Here is a 19,583-nt window from a genome sequence, read left to right as displayed (position 1 = left end):
GCGTTCGGGCTCAGCGTTTGAACCAGACGAAGTACGTCATCAGGATGAAGATGCCAAGCAGCATCGCGAAGGCGTAGTGATAGATGTAGCCCGACTGCAGCCACCGCACCACACCGGAGATGCGGCCAATGGCCTTCCACGAACCATTGACCACGGCGCCGTCGATCAGCGCCTGGTCGCCGCCCTTCCACAGGCCAGTGCCGAGAACACGCGCGCCGCGGGCGATGATGTTCTCGTTGATCCAGTCGAGGTAGTACTTGTTCTCGAGCAGGCGGTAGACCGGGCCGAACGCGCGCTTGATCGCCGCAGGGACTGCCGGGAACTGCATGTACATGAGGTACGAGACAACCACGCCTGCCAGCGCCAGCCAGAACGGCGGGGTCTGCAATCCGTGGATTGCCATTGCAACCGGGCCATGGAAGGCTTCGCCGAGTTCCTTCATGGCATGGTGCTTGGTAGCGTCCACGAAGATCGCGCCCTTGAAGAACTCGCCGAATAGCATCGGCTCGATCGTCATGAAGCCGATGACCACCGACGGAATGGCCAGCAGCACCAGCGGCAGCCACACCACCATCGGCGACTCATGCGGCTTGTGGTCGTCGTGGCCATGCCCGTGGTCGCCGCCATGCGCAGCGTGGTCGTCGTGGTGCGCGTCGGGGTTCTGGTCGTAGCGCTCCTTGCCGTGGAACACCAGGAAATACATGCGGAACGAGTAGAACGCCGTCACGAACACGCCGGCCAGCACGGCGTAGTACGCAAACTGGGCGCCCCACAGGTGGCTTTCGTGCACCGCTTCGATGATGCTGTCCTTCGAGTAGAAGCCCGAGAAGAACGGCGTGCCAATCAGCGCGAGCGAGCCCAGCAGCGAGGTGATCCAGGTGATGGGCATGTACTTGCGCACGCCGCCCATCCACCGGATGTCCTGGTTGTGGTGCATGCCGATGATCACCGAGCCCGCGCCAAGGAACAGCAGCGCCTTGAAGAAGGCGTGCGTCATCAGGTGGAACACCGCAACCGAATAGGCCGAGGCGCCAAGCGCCACCGTCATGTAGCCGAGCTGCGAGAGCGTCGAGTACGCGACCACGCGCTTGATGTCGTTCTGGATGATGCCCAGGAAACCCATGAACAGCGCGGTGATGGCCCCGATCACCAGGATGAAGGAGAGCGCGGTGTCGCTGAGTTCGAACAGCGGCGACATGCGCGCCACCATGAAGATGCCGGCCGTCACCATGGTTGCCGCGTGGATCAGTGCCGAGATGGGCGTCGGGCCTTCCATCGAATCGGGCAGCCACACGTGCAGCGGGAACTGCGCGCTCTTGCCCATGGCGCCGATGAACAGGCAGATGCAGATCACGGTCACCAGCATCCATTCGGTGCCGGGAAAGGTGATGCCTGCCAGCGTGTTGGCCTTGGCAAACGCTTCGCCGTAGTTCAGCGTGCCGGCATAGGCCGCGATAAGGCCAATGCCGAGAATGAAACCGAAGTCACCCACGCGGTTGACCAGGAAGGCCTTCATGTTGGCGAAGATGGCCGTGGGCTTGTTGAACCAGAAACCGATCAGCAGGTACGACACCAGGCCCACCGCTTCCCAGCCGAAGAACAGCTGGAGCATGTTGTTGCTCATGACGAGCATCAGCATGGAGAAGGTGAACAGCGAGATGTAAGCGAAGAAGCGGTTGTAGCCTTCGTCTTCTTCCATGTACCCGATGGTGTAGATGTGCACCATGAGCGAGACGAAGGTCACCACGCACATCATCATGGCGGTGAGGCCGTCGACCAAAAAGCCGACTTCCATCTTCAGGCCGCCGACCATCATCCATTCGTAGATGGTGGCGTTGAAGCGGGCGCCGTCGACGACAACCGACTTCAGCGTCATGACCGAGATGATGAAGGCGACCAGCACGCCGAGGATGGTCAGCGAATGCGTGACTTTGCGGCCGATGTGGTTGCCGCCGAACTTTGTGCCGAACAGGCCGGCAACGGCGGCGCCGACCAGGGGCGCCAGCGGCACGGCCAGCAGGGTGGATGCGGAAAGGGTTGCGCTCATACTGCTTTCAACCCTTGAGCGAGTTGAGTTCGTCTACGTTGATGTTGGATTTGTTGCGGAACAACAAGACCAGCAGCGCGAGACCGATTGCCGACTCGGCCGCAGCCACCGTCAGGATGAAGAACACGAAGATCTGGCCGTGCATGTCGCCCAGGTAGTACGAGAACGCCACGAAGTTCATGTTCACCGCAAGCAGCATCAGCTCGATCGCCATCAGCAGCACGATGAGGTTCTTGCGGTTCAGGAAAATGCCGATCACCGAGAGCGCAAAGAGCATTGCGCCAAGCGAAAGAAAGTGTCCGAGCGTGAGCGTCATGCCTTGTTTTCCTTTGCCGCCGCTGCATCGGCGGGTGCTTCGACCACAGGCTCGGCGGCACGCGTCACCTGCATCTGCACGATGCGCACGCGATCGCGCGCCTTCACGCGAACCTGGTCGGACGGGTTGACGTACTTGCTGTCCTTGCGGGTACGCAGCGTGAGGGCAATGGCAGCCACGATGGCCACAAGCAGGATGACCGCCGCAATTTCGAGCGGATACAGGTACTCGGAGTACAGGAGCTTGCCGAGCTCGAGCGTGTTGGAGCTGTTGGCTGCAGCCGCAGCCCCGGCGCGCGGTGGCTCTGCCAGTCGGAAGCCGCCCATCAGCACCGCAGCCATTTCAAGCGCAATGAGTGCGCCCACGCCGGCAGCCAGCGGAAAGTGCTTCCAGAAGCCCTGCCGCAGGCCGTCGACGTTGATGTCCAGCATCATCACGACGAACAGGAACAGCACCATCACCGCCCCCACGTAGACGAGCACGAGCGAGATCGCCAGGAACTCGGCGCGCAGCAGCAGCCAGATGGCGGACGCCTGGAAGAAGGCGAGCACCAGGTACAGCGCCGCGTACACGGGATTGCGGGCGGTAATGACGCGGAAGGCCGCGAACAGCAGCACCGCGGCAAACAGATAGAACAGACCGGTCTTGACGTCCATTGGAATTCGAATTGGTACGGGGTTCGGGCTGGCCGGGATCAGCGGTACTTGGCGTCAGCCGCCTTGTTCGCTGCAATTTCTTTTTCGTAGCGGTCGCCCACGGCCAGGAGCATGTCCTTGGTGAAGTACAGGTCGCCGCGTTTTTCGCCGTGGTATTCGAAGATGTGGGTTTCGACGATCGAATCGACCGGGCAGCTTTCTTCGCAGAAGCCGCAGAAGATGCACTTGGTCAGGTCGATGTCGTAGCGCGTGGTGCGGCGCGAGCCGTCGTCGCGCACATCGGATTCGATGGTGATGGCCAGCGCAGGACACACGGCCTCGCAAAGCTTGCAGGCAATGCAGCGCTCTTCACCGTTTTCGTAGCGGCGCAGCGCATGCAGGCCGCGAAAACGGGGCGACAGCGGCGTTTTCTCTTCCGGGAACTGCACCGTGATCTTGCGGGAGAAGGCGTACTTGCCGGTGATAGCCAGGCCCTTGAACAGTTCGAACAGCATGAAGCTGCCCAGAAAATCCTTGAGCGAGAACGGAGCCGACGTTGTTGCGGTATGCGCAGCAGACATGATGTTGGCGCTTCCAGTTATTTCCAGATATTGAACGGGGTCTGCATCCAGGCGCCGACCACGACCAGCCACACGAGCGTGACCGGAATGAAGATCTTCCAGCCCAGACGCATGATCTGGTCATAGCGGAAGCGCGGGAACGTCGAGCGAACCCACAGGAACATGGTGACCACACAGAAAGTCTTGGCACCGAGCCAGATCCAGCCGGGGATGAAGCTCAGAAACTCGAACGGCGGCAGCCATCCACCGAGGAACAGCACTACGCACAGGATCGAGACCAGCCACATGTTGGCGTACTCGGCCAGGAAGAACATGGCAAAGCTCATGCCCGAGTACTCGATCATGTGCCCCGCAACGATTTCGGACTCGCCTTCGACCACGTCGAAGGGGTGGCGGTTGGTTTCAGCCAGGCCCGAGATGAAGTAGACGACGAAGATCGGCAGCAGCGGCAGCCAGTTCCACGACAGGAACCCTACGCCCATTTCGGCAAAGGTACCCTTGCCCTGGACATTCACGATTTCGCTCATGTTCAGGCTGCCCGAAACCATCAGCACCACGACGAAGCAGAAGCCCATCGCGATTTCGTAGCTCACCATCTGCGCCGAGGCGCGCAGCGCGCCAAGGAACGCGTACTTCGAGTTGGAGGCCCAGCCCGCAATGATCACACCGTAGACCTCGAGCGAGGTGATGGCCATTACGAACAGCAGGCCGGCATTGATGTTGGCCAGCGCCATTTCGGGGCCGAACGGAATCACGGCCCATGCGACGAGCGCCGGCATGATGGTCATGATCGGGCCCAGCAGGAACAGGCCCTTGTTGGCGACCGTCGGAAGAATGATTTCCTTGGTCATCAGCTTGAGCGCATCGGCAATGGGCTGCAGCAGCCCCAGCGGTCCGATGCGGTTTGGGCCCACGCGAATCTGCGTGAAGCCGATGGCCTTGCGTTCCCACAGCGTGAGGTACGCCACGGCTCCCATCAAAGGAAGCACGACCACGATGATCTTGATCAATGTCCAGATCACGGGCCAGCCCGCGGACGTCCACCAGCCAGCGTTGATCAGCCCCTGGCCGAAAGCATGCACTGCGTCGATCATGCCAATGCCTCCTCGGCACGGGCCGATGCTGCCGTCACTGCGTTGCGCGCGTCAGCGGTGAGTTGCAGCGACGGTGCGCGGCGCACGATCGAATCGAGTTGGTAGATGCTCGCAACCACGGGTGCGGGAACCGCGCCACTGGCAGCCACGACCTTCGCGGCTGTTGCGTTGCGGAGCGCATCTGCCGGCACGGCGCCGTTGTCGCCAATGGTGCGGAGCACTTCTGCGGTCGATTCGAACGCAAAGCCGGGCAGGCCGAGCAAGTTGGCCAGCACGCGAAGCACCTTCCAGGCCGGACGCGTCTCGCCTTGCGGCTTGACGACGGCATGGAAACTTTGCACGCGGCCTTCGGCGTTGACGAAGGTACCGGGTGTTTCGGTGAACGGCGCGATGGGCAGCAGCACGTCGCTGAATTCGAGGTTGGCCTTGAAGGGGCTCAAGGTGACGACCATTTGCGCATTGCCGATGACATCGGCGGCTGCGGCACCCGCAGCAGAGTCGAACACCGGTTCGGTGTTGAGCAGCATTACAGCCTTGAGGCCGGAACCGGCTGCAAGCATGCGACCGGCATCGAGGCCGCCGTTCCTGGGGACCGCGCCGACGAGTTGCGCGCCCACGGTGTTGGCAGCTTCGGTCAGGTAGCCGACGGTGGCGCCAGTTTGCGCGCCGATCCAGTTTGCAAGAGCCAGCAGGCTGCTGGCTTGCGCGTGGTGGGCGGCGGCATTGCCGAGAAGAATAGCCTTGCGCTCACCGCTCAGCAGCGAAGCCGCAATGGCTTGTGCCGCGGCGTCGGGTGCGCTTGCCGGTGCGAGCGGTGCCGCTTGGCCGGTGGTCTGGCCAATAGCGGCGGCGATGCCTGCGAGCACTTCGACCCACTGGCCGGCGTCGACGATCGCGGCCTGCGCCACGCTCATGGCCCACGCTTCGCGATCGGCCATCAGGTTCGAGGAAGTCAGAACCGACAGCGCTGCACCCTTGCGCACGGCCTGGCGGATGCGTTGCGCGAACAGCGGATGGTCCTTGCGCAGGTTCGAGCCGATCACGAATGCACGCTGCAATTGGGTGAGCGATGCAATCGAGGTGCCGAGCCAGCGCACGCCTTCGAACGCCGTGAATTCGGCATTGCGCAGGCGATAGTCGATGTTGTCGCTGCCGAGTTCACGCGTGAGCATGGCGGCAAGCTGCAGCTCTTCGAGCGTGCTATGCGGGCTGACCAGCGTGCCGATGCTTTGCGCGCCGTGGTCGGCCTTGATCTGCTTGAGGCCATTGGCCACGTATTCAAGCGCGGTCTGCCAATCGACCTGCTGCCATTGGCCGCCCTGCTTGAGCATGGGCTGCGTGAGGCGTTCGGGGCCGTTGAGCCCTTCGTACGAAAAGCGGTCGCGGTCGGCAATCCAGCATTCGTTGACGTCTTCGTTCTCGAGCGGCACCACGCGCATCACGCGGTTGTTCTTGACCTGGACGATCAGGTTGGCGCCAGTGGAATCGTGCGGGCTCACCGACTTGCGGCGCGACAGCTCCCAGGTGCGGGCGCTGTAGCGGAACGGCTTGCTCGTGAGCGCACCGACCGGGCAGATGTCGATCATGTTGCCCGACAGTTCGGAGTCGACCGAATCGCCGAGGAAGGTTTCGATTTCGGAGTGCTCGCCGCGCTGGGTCATGCCGAGCTCCATCACGCCGGCCACTTCCTGGCCGAAGCGGACGCAGCGCGTGCAATGAATGCAGCGGCTCATTTCTTCCATGCTGATCAGCGGGCCGACGTCCTTGTGAAAGACGACGCGCTTTTCTTCTTCGTAGCGCGAAGAAGAACCGCCGTAGCCCACGGCCAGGTCTTGCAGCTGGCATTCGCCGCCCTGGTCGCAAATGGGGCAATCGAGCGGGTGGTTGATCAGGAGGAACTCCATGACCGACTGCTGCGCCTTGATGGCTTTCTCGCTCTTGGTGCGAACGATCATGCCCTGCGTGACGGGCGTCGCGCAGGCCGGCATCGGCTTGGGCGCCTTTTCCACGTCGACCAGGCACATGCGGCAGTTGGCCGCAATGCTGAGCTTCTTGTGATAGCAGAAGTGCGGAATGTACGTGCCCGCCTTGTCGGCCGCATGCATCACCATGCTGCCTTCGGTCACTTCGACCTTCTTGCCGTCGAGTTCGATTTCGATCATGAGTATGTTTCTTCTCGCGCTCAGGCTTGGACCGGTGCCTTCGGGACGTAACCCGGAATCAGGGCCTCGAACTCGTGACGGTAGTGCTTGATCATGGCGCGCACCGGCATGGCCGCTGCGTCGCCGAGCGCGCAGATGGTGCGGCCCTGGATGTTGTCTGCCACGGAGTTGAGCAGGTCCATGTCGGACGCCCTGCCCTGCCCGTTGTGGATGCGGTCCACCACGCGGTACAGCCAGCCCGTGCCTTCGCGGCAAGGCGTGCACTGGCCGCACGATTCGTGCATGTAGAAGTACGAAAGGCGCCGGAGCGACTCGACCATCGACCGGCTGTCGTCCATGACGATGACCGCGCCCGAACCCAGCATGGAGCCGGCCTTGGCGATGGAGTCGTAGTCCATCGTGCATTCCATCATGATCGAGGCGGGCAGCACGGGCGACGACGATCCACCGGGAATCACCGCCTTGAGCGTGCGCCCCTTGCGGACGCCACCGGCCAGCTCAAGAAGCTTGGAGAACGGCGTGCCCATGGGCACTTCGTAGTTGCCGGGCAACTCGACGTCACCGCTCACCGAATAGATCTTGGTGCCGCCGTTGTTCGGCTTGCCGCACTCGAGGTAGGCCTGGCCGCCGTTGCGAATGATCCAGGGCACCGCCGCGAAAGTCTCGGTGTTGTTGATGGTGGTCGGCTTGCCGTAGAGGCCAAAGCTGGCCGGAAACGGCGGCTTGAAGCGCGGCTGGCCTTTCTTGCCTTCGAGCGATTCAAGCAACGCGGTTTCCTCGCCGCAGATGTAGGCGCCGAAGCCGTGGGCGGCATGCAACTGGAAGTTGTACGTGCTGCCCATGATGCCGTCGCCAAGGTAGCCGGCAGCGCGCGCTTCTTCGAGGGCTTCCTCGAAGCGGTCGTAGCTCTGGAAGATCTCGCCGTGGATGTAGTTGTAGCCCACGCTGATGCCCATTGCATACGCGGCGATGGCCATGCCTTCGATCACGATGTGCGGGTTGAACTGCAGGATGTCGCGGTCCTTGCACGTACCCGGCTCGCCTTCGTCCGAGTTGCAGACGAGGTACTTCTGGCCCGGAAACTGGCGGGGCATGAAGCTCCACTTCAGGCCGGTAGGAAAGCCTGCGCCGCCGCGGCCGCGCAGGCCCGAGGCCTTCACTTCCGCAATCACCTGGTCGGGCGTGAGGCCCTCGGTGAGGATCTTGCGCAGCGCCTGGTAGCCGCCGCGCGCTTCGTAGTCGGCCAGGCGCCAGTTGGTGCCGTCGAGGCCGGCATAGATTTGCGGCTCGATGTGGCGGTCATGGAAGCAGGTCTGGACGCCAGTGGCCTGGAATTGCTGGAGCACTTGTTCGGGCGACATCATGCGGCCTCCCCCTTGGCGGTTCCAGTGGACGAGCGCAGCCCGTCGATGAGCTGGTCGAGCTTTTCGTTGCTCATGAAGCTGCACATGGTGCGGTCGTTGACCAGCATCACGGGCGAATCGGCGCAGGCGCCCAGGCATTCGCTCTGCTGCAGCGTGAACATGCCGTCGGCCGTGGTCTCGCCCATCTTGATGCCGAGCTTCTTCTCGAGGTGAACGAGCGCCGTGACGCCGTCACGCAGCTGGCACGGCAGATTGGTGCACACGTTGAGCTTGAACTTGCCCACCGGATGCTGGTTGTACATGTTGTAGAAGGTCGTGACTTCGTGCACGGCGATAGGCGCCATGCCGAGGTATTCGGCAATCTCGCGCTCGCGCTGGATGCTCACGTAGCCTTCGTCCTGCTGCACGATGGCCAGGCAGGCCATCACGGCCGACTGCTTGCCCGCTTCGGGGTACTTGGCGACCTCGCGTGCAAAGCGCTCGAGAATCGCGGGCTTCAGAGGAGCAGAAGGCGCCGTAGGCGCCGTGTCATGGTGGGTCGAGGAAGTCGTCATTCGCTCTTTCTCACCTGTCGATTTCGCCGAACACGATGTCCATCGTGCCGATCACCGCGACAGCGTCGGCGATCATGTGGCCGCGCGACATTTCGTCGAGGGCGGCGAGGTGCGGGAAACCGGGCGCACGGATCTTCAGGCGGTACGGCTTGTTGGCGCCGTCGCTCACGAGATAGATGCCGAATTCGCCCTTCGGGTGCTCGACGGCGGCATAGGCCTCGCCTTCGGGCACATGGAAGCCTTCGGTGAAGAGCTTGAAATGGTGGATCAGTTCCTCCATGTTCGCCTTCATCGATTCGCGTGCGGGTGCAGCGACCTTGTGGTTGTCGGTGATGACCGGGCCTGGGTTGGCACGCAGCCATGCCGAGCACTGCTGGATGATCTTGTTGGCCTGGCGCATTTCTTCAACGCGCACCAGGTAGCGGTCGTAGCAGTCGCCCGTCTTGCCGACCGGCACGTCGAACTGCATCTGGTCGTAGACGTCGTAGGGCTGCTTCTTGCGCAGATCCCATTCAACTCCCGAGCCACGCAGCATGGGGCCGGTGAAACCGAGGTTCAGCGCGCGCTCAGGCGTGACCACGCCGATGCCCACGGTGCGCTGCTTCCAGATGCGGTTGTCGGTGAGCAGCGTTTCATACTCGTCGACCATCTTCGGGAAGCGCTTGCAGAAGTCGTCGATGAAGTCGAGCAGCGAGCCCTGCCGGTTCTCGTTGAGCTTCTCGATGGCCTTTGCGTTCTTGATCTTGCTGACCTTGTACTGCGGCATTGCATCCGGCAGGTCGCGGTAGACGCCGCCCGGACGGAAATAAGCCGCATGCATGCGCGCGCCGGAAACAGCTTCGTACATGTCGAACAGGTCTTCACGCTCGCGGAAGCAATAGATGAGCATGTTCATCGCGCCGCAGTCGAGGCCGTGCGCGCCGAGCCACAGCAGGTGGTTCAGCAGGCGGGTGATCTCGGCGAACATCACGCGGATGTACTGCGCGCGGATCGGCACTTCGAGGCCCATCATCCGCTCGATCGCCAGGCAATAGGCATGCTCGTTGGACATCATCGACACGTAGTCGAGGCGGTCCATGTACGGCAGCGATTGGATGAAGGTGCGCGATTCGGCGAGCTTTTCGGTTGCGCGGTGCAACAGGCCGATGTGCGGATCGGCGCGCTGGATCACTTCGCCGTCGAGCTCGAGCACCAGGCGCAGCACGCCGTGCGCCGCAGGATGCTGGGGACCGAAGTTGAGTGTGTAGTTCTTGATTTCGGCCATATCAGTGCAAACCGCTGCCGTAGTTGTCTTCGCGAATCACGCGCGGCGTGATTTCCCGTGGCTCGATGGAAACCGGCTGGTAGATGACGCGCTTCTGCTCTTCGTCGTAGCGCATCTCGACATGACCCGACACCGGGAAGTCCTTGCGGAACGGATGGCCGATGAAACCGTAGTCGGTAAGAATGCGGCGCAGGTCGTCGTGCCCTTCGAACACGATGCCGTAGAGGTCGAAGGCCTCGCGCTCGAACCACGTGGCGGCATTCCACACAGGCTGGAGCGAATCGACCACCGGCAGGTCTTCGTTAGGCGCAAACACCTTGAGGCGCACACGCTGGTTGAGACTTACGGAAAGCAGGTGCGTGACGACGCAGTACCGATCACCCTGCCACTCGCCTTCGCGGTAGTCGGAATAGTCCATGCCGCAAAGGTCGATCAGTTGCTCGAAGCGGCAGCCGGGCGCATCGCGCAGCAGGGTGGCCGCTTCGATGTAGTCGGCAGCGCCGACCACCACGGTCACCTCGTCGAGCGCGATCGTCACGCTCCTGGCCTTGGCGCCCAGGGTTTCAGCGATGGTGGCGCGCAGCACCTCCGGCGATATTGCAAAGTCGGTCATCGTCGGCAATCTCTCAGGCGCGGGCAATGGTGTTGGTGCGGCGAATCTTCTGCTGCAGCTGGATCACACCGTAAAGCAAGGCTTCGGCAGTGGGCGGGCAACCAGGCACATAGACGTCTACCGGCACGATGCGGTCGCAGCCTCGCACCACCGAATAGCTGTAGTGGTAGTAGCCGCCGCCATTGGCGCAGGAGCCCATGGAAAGAACCCAGCGCGGCTCGGGCATCTGGTCGTAGACCTTGCGCAGAGCGGGCGCCATCTTGTTGCACAGCGTGCCGGCCACGATCATCAGATCGGACTGGCGGGGGCTGGGCCGAAACAGCATGCCGAAACGGTCGATGTCATAGCGAGCTGCGCCTGCGTGCATCATTTCGACAGCACAGCAAGCCAGACCGAAAGTCATCGGCCAGAGTGATCCGGTCTTCGCCCAGTTCACCACCGAGTCGTAGGTGGTGGTGACGAAGCCTTCCTTCATGACGCCTTCAATGGCCATTTTGATGATTCCTTGTCATTCCCAGTCGAGCGCGCCTTTTTTCCACTCGTAGGCAAAGCCCACGACGAGGATGGCGAGAAAGATCATCATGGCCCAGAAGCCGACGGCGCCGATTTCCTTGAGCGCAATGGCCCACGGAAAGAGAAAGGCAATCTCGAGATCGAACAGGATGAAGAGAATGGCGACGAGGTAATAGCGCACGTCGAATTTCATGCGCGCATCCTCGAAGGCCTCGAAGCCACACTCGTAGGGAGCGTTCTTCGCTGCGTCGGGCCGATTGGGACCCAGGATGTAGCCGATGACTTGCGGTGCGACACCTACACCGACACCGACCAAAATAAACAAAAGGACGGGGAGATAGGAATCGAGGTTCATCGGGAGATTTTCACCGCTTGCCACCGGCAGAAACACTCTGGACGAGGTTTTCTGCCGGTGAGATTTGGTGCGGTCGGCGAGACTCGAACTCGCACAGCTTTCGCCACTACCCCCTCAAGATAGCGTGTCTACCAATTTCACCACGACCGCGGTTTTTTGTTCGGATGGCATGAGGTACCTGTGAAGGTGTTTGGCTTTCCGAACAGCTTTAGAGTTTACCCTGAAATGAAGCCGTTTCTTACCAACGACTCCATGAAAACAACTTGATTATTTGCTCGGGATCTGGCCCGGGCCCGAAACAGGTGCTACAGGAGCCGAGGCAGGCGCATTGGCCGGCGCCGCGCCCGACGTACCCGCGGGAATCTGCCCGGGAATCTGCCCTGCGGCACCGGAAGCGGGCGAAGCTGGTGCACCCACAGCGGCGCGCTCAAGCAGGCTACCGCCACCCACAGGCCGTGCATGGCTGAAATAAGCCAACAGCAGCGTGCATGCAAAGAATACCGCTGCCAGGACAGCCGTGGTGCGCGAAAGGAAATTCGCGCTGCCGCTGGCGCCGAACAGGCTGCCCGCGCTGCCGCTGCCGAAGGCCGCACCCATGTCGGCGCCCTTGCCGTGCTGGATCAGGATCAGCCCGATCATTGCAAGGGCCGACAGCATCTGCACGCCGACCAAAAGATTGAGGACCACATTCATTCGTTCTTACTCCTAATTTGATGCAGCCGCCCCTCGCGTTCAGCGAGCGGCAGCGGAAATGATCTGCAAAAAGTCAGCCGCCTTGAGCGAAGCGCCGCCGATGAGGCCGCCGTCGATGTCTGGCTGCGCCAGCAGCTGCGCGGCATTGGCTGCGTTCATGCTGCCGCCGTAAAGAATGCAGATGCCGGCCGCGTGTTCGCTGGCGGCATGGTGCAGTTGCGCACGCAGCACAGCGTGCACCGCCTGCGCCTGCTCGGGCGTGGCCGTCTTGCCGGTGCCGATGGCCCAGACGGGCTCGTACGCCACGACGATCTCACTGATGCAGTGGCCGTTGACGTGGATCACTGCGGCCAATTGGCGCTTGACCACTTCTTCGGTGCGCCCCGCTTCGCGCTCGGCCAGCGTTTCACCCACGCAGACGATGGGCGTGATGCCGTTCGCCAGGGCAGCTGCCGTCTTGGCCGCCACCGCTTCGTCGGTTTCACCGTGATACTGGCGCCGCTCCGAATGGCCGACGATGGCATAGCGCACACCGAACTCCTTCAGCATGGCCGCCGATTGCTCGCCGGTGAACGCTCCTTGCGGGTGCGCTGAAATATCCTGTGCGCCCAGCGCCACGGCCTTCGAGCTTGCCAGCAGCGATTGCAACTGGGCGAAATACGGAGCCGGTGCGCAAAGCGCGACATCGCACGCGGCCGGAGCCGCGGCCAGGCCTTGCAGCAAGGCGTTCACCAGCGATTCGTTGGCAGCCAGGCTGCCGTTCATCTTCCAGTTGCCGGCGATCAGCTTCTTCTTGGTTGTCATCGTGTTGTTGCCCGTCACCATGTCAGCACGATCTTGCCGATGTGCTGGTTGGATTCCATGAGCGCATGCGCCTGCGCCGCGCCGCTGGGTTCGCCGCCTGCTGCAAAGGTGCTGTGGATCACGGGCTTGACCGCGCCGCTTTCGAGCAGCGGCCAGACCTTCTCGCGCAACGCCTTGGCAATGGCGCCCTTGAACGCCACAGGCCGCGGACGCAGCGTTGAGCCGGTAATCACCAGCCGCTTGCGCAGCACCAGCCCCGCATTGAAGTCGCTCTTGACGCCGCCCTGCACCGCAATGATCACCAGCCGGCCGTCTTCAGCCATGCATTCGATCTCGCGCGCCACATAGTCGCCCGCGACCATGTCGAGGATCACATCCACGCCCTTGCCGCCGGTGAGCTTCTTCGCCTCTTCGGCAAAATCGCTCGTGCGGTAGTTGATGGCGTGGTCCGCGCCCAGCTTCTTGCAGGCTTCGCACTTGTCGTCGCTTCCGGCCGTGACGATCACCGTCGCGCCCAGCGCCTTGGCAACCTGGATCGCCGTTACGCCGATGCCGCTCGAGCCGCCCTGGATCAAAAGGGTTTCGCCCTTTTGCAGACGGCCCCGATCGAACACATTGCTCCAGACGGTGAAGAAGGTCTCGGGCAGCGAAGCCGCCTCGATGTCGCTCCATCCCTTGGGCACTGGCAGGCACTGCGCCACAGGCGCCACGCACAGCTCGGCATAGCCGCCGCCGGCAATCAGCGCGCAGACGCGGTCGCCGATCTTGAAACCCGCTTCGGCCAGCGCCGCAGCGTCGCCCGACACGATCTCGCCGGCCACTTCGAGGCCCGGCAAGTCGGAGGCGCCCGGAGGCACCGGGTAGTGTCCTTTGCGCTGCAACACGTCCGGACGGTTCACGCCGCTGGCTGCAACACGGATCAACAGTTCGCCCACGCCGGCCACCGGATCGGGACGCTCCACGGCGCGCAGCACCTCAGGGGCGCCGTACGAAGTGATTTCAATGGCTTTCATGGTCTTTGGCTTGCAACGCCCGTGTCCGGGCGTGGTTGGCGATCAAAAAAGTCGGCAACGGCAGAGCTGCCGTTGCGCCCTTCTTACTCTTGCGATTCGCGCGGTGCGTACGGCTGCTCGCCGGCGGGCGCCTGCGGCTGCTCGTTGCGCGGTTGCTGCTGCTCGTTGTTGAAACGAGGAGCGCGTTCGCCGCCACGGTCACCACCACGGTCGCCGCGGTCCGAACGCTCGCGGCGTTCGCCGCCGCGATCACCGCGATCGCCACGGTCTTCACGCGGTGCACGTTCCTGAAACTCCATGCCCGCCGGGCGCTCGCTCAGGGCCTTCATGGACAGCTTGACGCGGCCCTTTTCGTCCGTCTCGAGAACCTTGACCTTCACGATCTGGCCTTCGCTCAGGTAGTCGGTCACCTTCTCGACGCGTTCGTGCGCGATCTGGCTGATGTGCAACAGGCCGTCCTTGCCGGGCAGCAGGTTGATGAGCGCGCCGAAATCGAGGATCTTGGTAACCGGGCCTTCATAGACCTTGCCGATTTCGACTTCAGCGGTGATCTGCTCGATGCGCTTCTTGGCCAGTTCGGCCTTTTCCGGGTCGGTCGAAGCGATGGTGATGGTGCCGTCTTCGTCGATGTTGATCGTCGTGCCGGTTTCTTCCTGCAGGCCGCGAATGACCGCACCGCCCTTGCCGATCACGTCGCGGATCTTCTCGGGGTTGATCTTCAGCGTGGTCAGGCGGGGGGCGAACTGCGACACCTCGGTCTTGGCTTCGCCCATTGCTTCCTGCATTTTGCCGAGGATGTGCATGCGCGCTTCCTTGGCCTGCGCCAGTGCGACCTGCATGATTTCCTTGGTGATGCCCTGGATCTTGATGTCCATCTGCAGCGCCGTGATGCCGTTGGTGGTGCCGGCCACCTTGAAGTCCATGTCGCCCAGGTGATCTTCGTCGCCCAGGATGTCGGTCAGCACCGCAAAGCGGTTGTCTTCCTTGATCAGGCCCATGGCGATGCCGGCCACGTGCGCCTTCATCGGCACGCCGGCGTCCATCATCGAGAGGCAGCCGCCGCAGACCGAAGCCATCGACGAGGAGCCGTTCGACTCGGTAATTTCCGACACCACGCGAATGGTGTACGGGAACTCTTCCTTGGTCGGCAGCACGGCGACGAGCGCGCGCTTGGCCAGGCGGCCGTGGCCGATTTCGCGGCGCTTGGTCGAGCCCATGCGGCCCACTTCACCGGTGGCAAAGGGAGGCATGTTGTAGTGGAACAGGAAGCGGTCTTCGTACTCTCCAGCCAGCGCGTCGATGCGCTGTGCGTCACGTTCGGTGCCGAGCGTGGTCACGACCAGGCCCTGCGTTTCGCCGCGCGTGAACAGCGCCGAGCCGTGGGTGCGCGGCAGCACGGAGTTGCGGATTTCGATGGGGCGCACGGTGCGCGTGTCGCGGCCGTCGATGCGGGGTTCGCCCGACAGGATCTGGCTGCGGACGATCTTCGATTCGATCGAGAACAGCAGGTCGTTGACCTTGCCGGCGTCGAAGGGTTCGCCGCTTTCCTTCAGCGTGTTCATCACGCTGGCATTGGCTTCGCGCAGGGCTTGCGTGCGGGCTTGCTTGCTACGGATTTGATAGACGGCGCGCAGCTTTTCTTCGGCCAGGCTCTTGACCTTGGCGACGAAGGCTTCGTCTTCGGCCGGCGGCTGCCAGTCCCACACCGGCTTGCCGGCGTCGCGCACGAGTTCATGGATCGCGTTGATCGCAATGTTGGCTTGTTCGTGGCCGAACACCACGCCGCCCAGCATGATCTCTTCGCTGAGTTGCTGCGCTTCGGACTCGACCATCAGCACGGCGGCTTCGGTACCGGCAACCACGAGGTCCATCTGCGAATCCTTGCGGGCGGTCTGCCCCGGATTCAGCACGTACTGGCCGTTGATATAGCCCACGCGCGCAGCGCCGATAGGGCCGCTGAACGGAATGCCGGAGATCGACAGCGCGGCGCTCACGCCGATCATGGCGGCGATGTCGGCGTCGACTTCAGGGTTGAGCGACAGCGTGTGGATGACCACGTGCACTTCGTTCAGGAAACCCTCCGGAAACAGCGGGCGGATCGGACGGTCGATCAGGCGGCTGGTGAGGGTTTCGTGCTCGCTGGGCTTGGCTTCGCGCTTGAAGAAGCTACCGGGGATCTTGCCCGCAGCGTAGGTCTTCTCGATGTAGTCGACGGTCAGGGGAAAGAAGTCCTGGCCGGGCTTGGCCGACTTGGAGGCCACCACGGTTGCAAGGACCACGGTTCCGTCGATGTCGACCACCACGGCGCCGCTGGCCTGGCGGGCGATTTCACCGGTTTCCATGACGACAGTCTTGTCGCCCCATTGGAAGGACTTGGTGACTTTGTTGAAGAGGCTCATATTTGCTCCTGTTTTGATAGCGATTGACCTGCATGCATCACAGGTTTCGCAGGGGCGGAGGCTTCTCAGAACACGATGCCATTCCAGCGAAGCTCAGCGGGAACTTCATTGGAATGACACAGCTTCGCTCTGTTTTGGCACTCCGAAAGTGGATCGCGAAGTAAAAAACGCCTGAGCTAGCGGACTAACCCAGGCGTTTTTTCATGCGATTCGGTTTACTTGCGCAGACCCAACTTGGCGATCAGCGCGGTGTAACGGTCGGCATCCTTGGACTTGAGGTAGTCCAGGAGCTTGCGGCGACGGCTCACCATGCGCAGCAGGCCGCGACGGCCATGGTGGTCCTTGGCGTGCGTCTTGAAGTGGGGGGTGAGCTCGTTGATGCGGGCGGTCAGCAGTGCAACTTGCACTTCGGGGCTACCGGTATCGTTGGCGGCGCGGGCGTTGTCTTTGACGACTTCGGCCTTGATGGAGGCTGCGATCATGTTGAATTTCCTTGTTCCGGGATGTTTGACTTGCGGTGAGCGCTGGAACTGCCCTCACCGTGCGCCTTGCGGCATGCAAAGCCTCGGGATTATAGCTCGCCCCGGACTTGCGCGTTTACTGTCTGGATAGCCAGGTTTTAAGGCGCTCCACGCCCTGCACAAGGCGCTGCGGGTCCTTCGAAGCGAAGCACCAGCGCAGCCATCCCTGCGCTTCAGGGGCAAATGCGTTTCCGGGGGCCAGGCCCAAGCCGGCCTCGACGACCAGGCGCTTGGCAAGTGCGAGGGAGTCGCCGAAACCTTCGAGCCGGAAAAAGGCGTACATGCCGCCCTTGGCCGGAGCCACCTGCACGCCGGGCAGGGCCGCCAGCAGCGGCACCAGCGTGTCCCGGCATTGCTTCAGGTGGGCGACCACGCGAGGCGTGATCTCCGCGGTGTGCTCGATGGCGGCAACGGCGGCGCGCTGGGTAAAAACGCTCGCGCACGAGGTGTTGAACTCGATCAGCTTGCCGATGCCTTCGACCAGCGCCGGCGGCAGCACCAGCCAGCCAAGGCGCCAACCGGTCATGAGAAAGCTCTTCGAGAAGCTGTGCGTCACCACCAGCCGGTCGTCGGGCTTTGAAATGTCCAGAAAGCTCGGTGCGCAACCGTTAGACGTGGGCTCGAAGTAGAGCCGCTCGTACACCTCGTCGGCCAGGATCCAGGTGCCGGTTTCGCGGCAGTGGTCGAGCACGGCCTGCTGCTCTTCGCGCGTCATGGTCCAGCCGGTCGGGTTGTTGGGCGCATTGACGATCAAGAGCTTGGTCTTCGGCGTAACCGCCTTGCGCAACGCTGCAAGGTCGAGCGTCCATTCGCCATCGGCAGGCACCAGCGATACCGTGCGCACCACCGCACCAAGAATCGCGGGCTGCGCCGTGAGGTTGGGCCACACCGGCGTGACTGCAACCACTTCGTCTCCGGCGTCGACGAGCGCTTGCACCGCGAGCATCAGCGCGCTCACGCCACCGGAGGTCACGGCAATGCGCGAAGCATCGACCTTGGGATGCAGCTTGCTGGTGTAGCCGGCAATTGCCTCGCGCAGTTCGGGCAAGCCGAGGTTGTGCGCGTAGAAGGTTTCGCCGCGCTGAAGCGAATCGATGGCCGCCTGGCGGATCACTTCGGGCGTGACTTCGTCGCTTTCGCCGAACCAGAAGGCGAGCACGTCGTCGCGGCCGAGACCGGCATTGGCAACCTCGCGGATCTTGGAGGCTTCGAGGTTGTGGATGGCTTCACGCATGTGTTGGTTTTCCTAGCTTCTCTTCATCTTGCAGGTGGTCGGCAGTTCGGCACGTTCGGGTGCAATGGTCTTGACCACGCGAAAGCCGTAGCCAGAACCCTCGACATCGAACTGCACGCCCGGCCTGCCCTGCCTGTCCATCATGCCGACCACGAGCTGCTGCTGAAACTGATGGTCCGCAGCACGCATGCGCCCGCGCTGGCCGTAAAGGCTCACGTCGGCCTGTTCGAGGGCGCGCGCCACGGCGGCGGCCTCAACGCTGCCAGCGCGCTCGATGGCTTGCGCCAGCGATTCCACGAGCAACTGCATGCGCATGTGCACGTAGTCGTCGGCGGGCTTCGGAAAGCGCGCGCGGAACGCACGGTAGAACGCCTCCGACTGCGCCGTTTGCACGTTGGGCAACCAGTCGGCCACGGCGATCACGCGGCCAATGCCGGCATCGCCGATGGCGGCGGGCGCGCCGAGCGCGTTGCCGTAGAAGGTATAGAAGGTGCCGTTGAAGCCGCCTTCGCGCGCGGCCTTCACGAGCAACGTGAGGTCGTTGCCCCAGTTGCCGGTAAACACCGCCTGCGCGCCGCTTGCAATGATCTTGCTGGCGTAGGGCGCAAAGTCTTTCACCCTGCCCATCGGGTGCAACTCGTCCCCGACGATTTCCACATCGGGCCGCTGCACGCCCAATTGGCGTTTCGATTCGCGCAGCACCGCCTGGCCGAAGCTGTAGTCCTGGCCGATGAGGTATGCGCGCTTGAGCGTTGCGTCGTCCTTCACCACATCCATCAGCGCGGCCACGCGCATATCGGCATGCGCGTCGAAGCGAAAGTGCCAGAAGCTGCAGCGCTCGTTGGTGAGCACCGGGTCGACCGCTGCGTAGTTGAGAAAGATCACCCGGCGCGAGGGATCGCGCTCGTTGTTCTTCTCGATGGCGTCGACCAGGGCCGCGGCGGTTGCCGACGAGTTGCCCTGCAGCACGATGCGCGCGCCGTCGTCCATGGCTGCGCGCAGCGCCGAGAGCGCTTCTTCGTTCTGCCCCTTGCTGTCGTAGCGGTCGAGCTGCAGGGGCCGGGCGCCTCCGGGAACGCCCGGCAGCTTGACGCCGCCGCGCGCATTCACGCGCTCCACCGCCCACAGCAGATTGCGAAACACCGCTTCGCCCGTGTTGGCAAAGGGGCCGCTCATGCTCTCGATGAGCGCGAGGCGGATGGGGGCCGGCGGCGTTTGCGGCAAGGTTTGCGCCGGTGCGGCAAAGGCGGCCGCGCATAGCGCCAGCGCCGCAAATTTCAAGGCCTTGCGACGCCAAATAAAGGGGGGATTCATTGTCTTGAAACGGTTGCGGCCGCGCCTAGATGTGGTGGCAAGCGGCACTCATCTTTGAATGGCCGCGCAGTGTAAGGGACACACATTCTTGTCCCCATTGTGTTCAT

At 62.8% G+C, this 19,583-nt stretch carries 19 protein-coding genes and 1 tRNA gene; all 20 read right to left on the bottom strand.

The features are described from left to right. Positions 1–10 precede the first annotated feature (10 nt). The gene (gene nuoL / locus J2X67_RS07335) at positions 11–2,047 is read right to left on the bottom strand and encodes an NADH-quinone oxidoreductase subunit L (protein ID WP_309951855.1); all 2,037 of its coding nucleotides are present in this window, start codon (positions 2,045–2,047) and stop codon (positions 11–13) included. 7 nt (positions 2,048–2,054) lie between these two features. After that, on the bottom strand, positions 2,055–2,363 hold the full coding sequence (nuoK, locus tag J2X67_RS07330) for an NADH-quinone oxidoreductase subunit NuoK (protein WP_012748597.1): 309 nt from the start codon (positions 2,361–2,363) through the stop codon (positions 2,055–2,057). After that, positions 2,360–3,019 carry an NADH-quinone oxidoreductase subunit J gene (locus J2X67_RS07325; RefSeq protein ID WP_309951853.1) on the bottom strand — a complete coding sequence of 220 codons (660 nt, stop codon included), beginning with the start codon at positions 3,017–3,019 and terminating at the stop codon, positions 2,360–2,362. Before J2X67_RS07325 ends, nuoK begins: the two co-directional genes overlap by 4 nt. 38 nt (positions 3,020–3,057) lie before the next feature. Then, entirely contained in the window at positions 3,058–3,579 is a 522-nt protein-coding gene (gene nuoI, locus J2X67_RS07320) for an NADH-quinone oxidoreductase subunit NuoI (protein WP_309951850.1), read from the bottom strand. A gap of 17 nt (positions 3,580–3,596) precedes the next feature. Beyond that, entirely contained in the window at positions 3,597–4,673 is a 1,077-nt protein-coding gene (nuoH, locus tag J2X67_RS07315) for an NADH-quinone oxidoreductase subunit NuoH (RefSeq protein WP_281146864.1), read from the bottom strand. Then, the gene (gene nuoG / locus J2X67_RS07310; protein ID WP_309951848.1) at positions 4,670–6,835 is read right to left on the bottom strand and encodes an NADH-quinone oxidoreductase subunit NuoG; all 2,166 of its coding nucleotides are present in this window, start codon (positions 6,833–6,835) and stop codon (positions 4,670–4,672) included. The genes nuoH and nuoG overlap by 4 nt, the downstream gene beginning before the upstream one ends. 20 nt (positions 6,836–6,855) lie before the next feature. Then, a complete protein-coding gene (gene nuoF, locus J2X67_RS07305; protein ID WP_409050471.1) occupies positions 6,856–8,196 on the bottom strand; it encodes an NADH-quinone oxidoreductase subunit NuoF in 1,341 nt (446 codons plus the stop codon). Continuing rightward, positions 8,196–8,753, bottom strand: a complete 558-nt coding sequence (gene nuoE / locus J2X67_RS07300) for an NAD(P)H-dependent oxidoreductase subunit E (protein WP_309951845.1) — start codon at positions 8,751–8,753, stop codon at positions 8,196–8,198. Before nuoE ends, nuoF begins: the two co-directional genes overlap by 1 nt. 10 nt (positions 8,754–8,763) lie before the next feature. Next, complete coding sequence (locus tag J2X67_RS07295; protein ID WP_258507955.1) at positions 8,764–10,017, bottom strand: NADH-quinone oxidoreductase subunit D; 1,254 nt, start codon at positions 10,015–10,017, stop codon at positions 8,764–8,766. A 1-nt stretch (position 10,018) separates the two neighbouring features. Next, positions 10,019–10,630, bottom strand: a complete 612-nt coding sequence (locus tag J2X67_RS07290; protein WP_309951844.1) for an NADH-quinone oxidoreductase subunit C — start codon at positions 10,628–10,630, stop codon at positions 10,019–10,021. 13 nt (positions 10,631–10,643) lie between these two features. Next, positions 10,644–11,123, bottom strand: coding sequence for an NADH-quinone oxidoreductase subunit B family protein (locus J2X67_RS07285; protein WP_012748606.1), 480 nt, complete (start codon positions 11,121–11,123; stop codon positions 10,644–10,646). A 15-nt stretch (positions 11,124–11,138) separates the two neighbouring features. Next, positions 11,139–11,498 carry an NADH-quinone oxidoreductase subunit A gene (locus tag J2X67_RS07280; RefSeq protein WP_012748607.1) on the bottom strand — a complete coding sequence of 120 codons (360 nt, stop codon included), beginning with the start codon at positions 11,496–11,498 and terminating at the stop codon, positions 11,139–11,141. 65 nt (positions 11,499–11,563) lie between these two features. After that, a tRNA-Leu gene (locus J2X67_RS07275) sits at positions 11,564–11,648 on the bottom strand. Positions 11,649–11,765: 117 nt separating this feature from the next. Continuing rightward, complete coding sequence (gene secG / locus J2X67_RS07270) at positions 11,766–12,191, bottom strand: preprotein translocase subunit SecG (RefSeq protein ID WP_309951843.1); 426 nt, start codon at positions 12,189–12,191, stop codon at positions 11,766–11,768. A 39-nt stretch (positions 12,192–12,230) separates the two neighbouring features. Beyond that, positions 12,231–13,016: a triose-phosphate isomerase gene (gene tpiA, locus J2X67_RS07265; protein ID WP_309951841.1), complete on the bottom strand. Its 786-nt coding sequence runs from the start codon at positions 13,014–13,016 to the stop codon at positions 12,231–12,233. Further along, positions 13,010–14,008, bottom strand: a complete 999-nt coding sequence (locus tag J2X67_RS07260) for an NAD(P)H-quinone oxidoreductase (protein ID WP_309951840.1) — start codon at positions 14,006–14,008, stop codon at positions 13,010–13,012. Before J2X67_RS07260 ends, tpiA begins: the two co-directional genes overlap by 7 nt. 83 nt (positions 14,009–14,091) lie before the next feature. Next, positions 14,092–16,407, bottom strand: a complete 2,316-nt coding sequence (gene pnp / locus J2X67_RS07255; RefSeq protein WP_281146871.1) for a polyribonucleotide nucleotidyltransferase — start codon at positions 16,405–16,407, stop codon at positions 14,092–14,094. A 215-nt stretch (positions 16,408–16,622) separates the two neighbouring features. Beyond that, complete coding sequence (rpsO, locus tag J2X67_RS07250) at positions 16,623–16,889, bottom strand: 30S ribosomal protein S15 (protein ID WP_007837783.1); 267 nt, start codon at positions 16,887–16,889, stop codon at positions 16,623–16,625. A 115-nt stretch (positions 16,890–17,004) separates the two neighbouring features. Then, entirely contained in the window at positions 17,005–18,162 is a 1,158-nt protein-coding gene (locus tag J2X67_RS07245; protein WP_309951839.1) for a pyridoxal phosphate-dependent aminotransferase, read from the bottom strand. Positions 18,163–18,174: 12 nt separating this feature from the next. Beyond that, a complete protein-coding gene (locus J2X67_RS07240; RefSeq protein ID WP_309951838.1) occupies positions 18,175–19,476 on the bottom strand; it encodes a branched-chain amino acid ABC transporter substrate-binding protein in 1,302 nt (433 codons plus the stop codon). Between the last annotated feature and the right edge of the window lie 107 nt (positions 19,477–19,583).

Origin of the sequence: Variovorax sp. 3319, from assembly GCF_031456585.1 — a bacterium.
Classification (GTDB): domain Bacteria; phylum Pseudomonadota; class Gammaproteobacteria; order Burkholderiales; family Burkholderiaceae_C; genus Variovorax; species Variovorax paradoxus_P.
Note: the sequence above shows the minus strand (reverse complement) of the source record. Positions and strands in the feature narration are given on the sequence as shown.

What these genes read in the sequence shown, in the direction of transcription:
- tpiA (WP_309951841.1), bottom strand. Translation starts at nt 13,016, where the DNA reads ATGGTGACGGGCAACAACACGATGACAACCAAGAAGAAGCTGATCGCC.
- J2X67_RS07280 (WP_012748607.1), bottom strand. Translation starts at nt 11,498, where the DNA reads ATGAACCTCGATTCCTATCTCCCCGTCCTTTTGTTTATTTTGGTCGGT.
- nuoI (WP_309951850.1), bottom strand. Translation starts at nt 3,579, where the DNA reads ATGTCTGCTGCGCATACCGCAACAACGTCGGCTCCGTTCTCGCTCAAG.
- J2X67_RS07245 (WP_309951839.1), bottom strand. Translation starts at nt 18,162, where the DNA reads ATGCGTGAAGCCATCCACAACCTCGAAGCCTCCAAGATCCGCGAGGTT.
- J2X67_RS07290 (WP_309951844.1), bottom strand. Translation starts at nt 10,630, where the DNA reads ATGACCGACTTTGCAATATCGCCGGAGGTGCTGCGCGCCACCATCGCT.
- rpsO (WP_007837783.1), bottom strand. Translation starts at nt 16,889, where the DNA reads ATGATCGCAGCCTCCATCAAGGCCGAAGTCGTCAAAGACAACGCCCGC.
- secG (WP_309951843.1), bottom strand. Translation starts at nt 12,191, where the DNA reads ATGAATGTGGTCCTCAATCTTTTGGTCGGCGTGCAGATGCTGTCGGCC.
- nuoH (WP_281146864.1), bottom strand. Translation starts at nt 4,673, where the DNA reads ATGATCGACGCAGTGCATGCTTTCGGCCAGGGGCTGATCAACGCTGGC.
- J2X67_RS07325 (WP_309951853.1), bottom strand. Translation starts at nt 3,019, where the DNA reads ATGGACGTCAAGACCGGTCTGTTCTATCTGTTTGCCGCGGTGCTGCTG.
- pnp (WP_281146871.1), bottom strand. Translation starts at nt 16,407, where the DNA reads ATGAGCCTCTTCAACAAAGTCACCAAGTCCTTCCAATGGGGCGACAAG.
- J2X67_RS07285 (WP_012748606.1), bottom strand. Translation starts at nt 11,123, where the DNA reads ATGGCCATTGAAGGCGTCATGAAGGAAGGCTTCGTCACCACCACCTAC.
- nuoG (WP_309951848.1), bottom strand. Translation starts at nt 6,835, where the DNA reads ATGATCGAAATCGAACTCGACGGCAAGAAGGTCGAAGTGACCGAAGGC.
- nuoF (WP_409050471.1), bottom strand. Translation starts at nt 8,196, where the DNA reads ATGTCGCCCGAACAAGTGCTCCAGCAATTCCAGGCCACTGGCGTCCAG.
- J2X67_RS07260 (WP_309951840.1), bottom strand. Translation starts at nt 14,008, where the DNA reads ATGAAAGCCATTGAAATCACTTCGTACGGCGCCCCTGAGGTGCTGCGC.
- nuoL (WP_309951855.1), bottom strand. Translation starts at nt 2,047, where the DNA reads ATGAGCGCAACCCTTTCCGCATCCACCCTGCTGGCCGTGCCGCTGGCG.
- J2X67_RS07240 (WP_309951838.1), bottom strand. Translation starts at nt 19,476, where the DNA reads ATGAATCCCCCCTTTATTTGGCGTCGCAAGGCCTTGAAATTTGCGGCG.
- J2X67_RS07295 (WP_258507955.1), bottom strand. Translation starts at nt 10,017, where the DNA reads ATGGCCGAAATCAAGAACTACACACTCAACTTCGGTCCCCAGCATCCT.
- nuoK (WP_012748597.1), bottom strand. Translation starts at nt 2,363, where the DNA reads ATGACGCTCACGCTCGGACACTTTCTTTCGCTTGGCGCAATGCTCTTT.
- nuoE (WP_309951845.1), bottom strand. Translation starts at nt 8,753, where the DNA reads ATGACGACTTCCTCGACCCACCATGACACGGCGCCTACGGCGCCTTCT.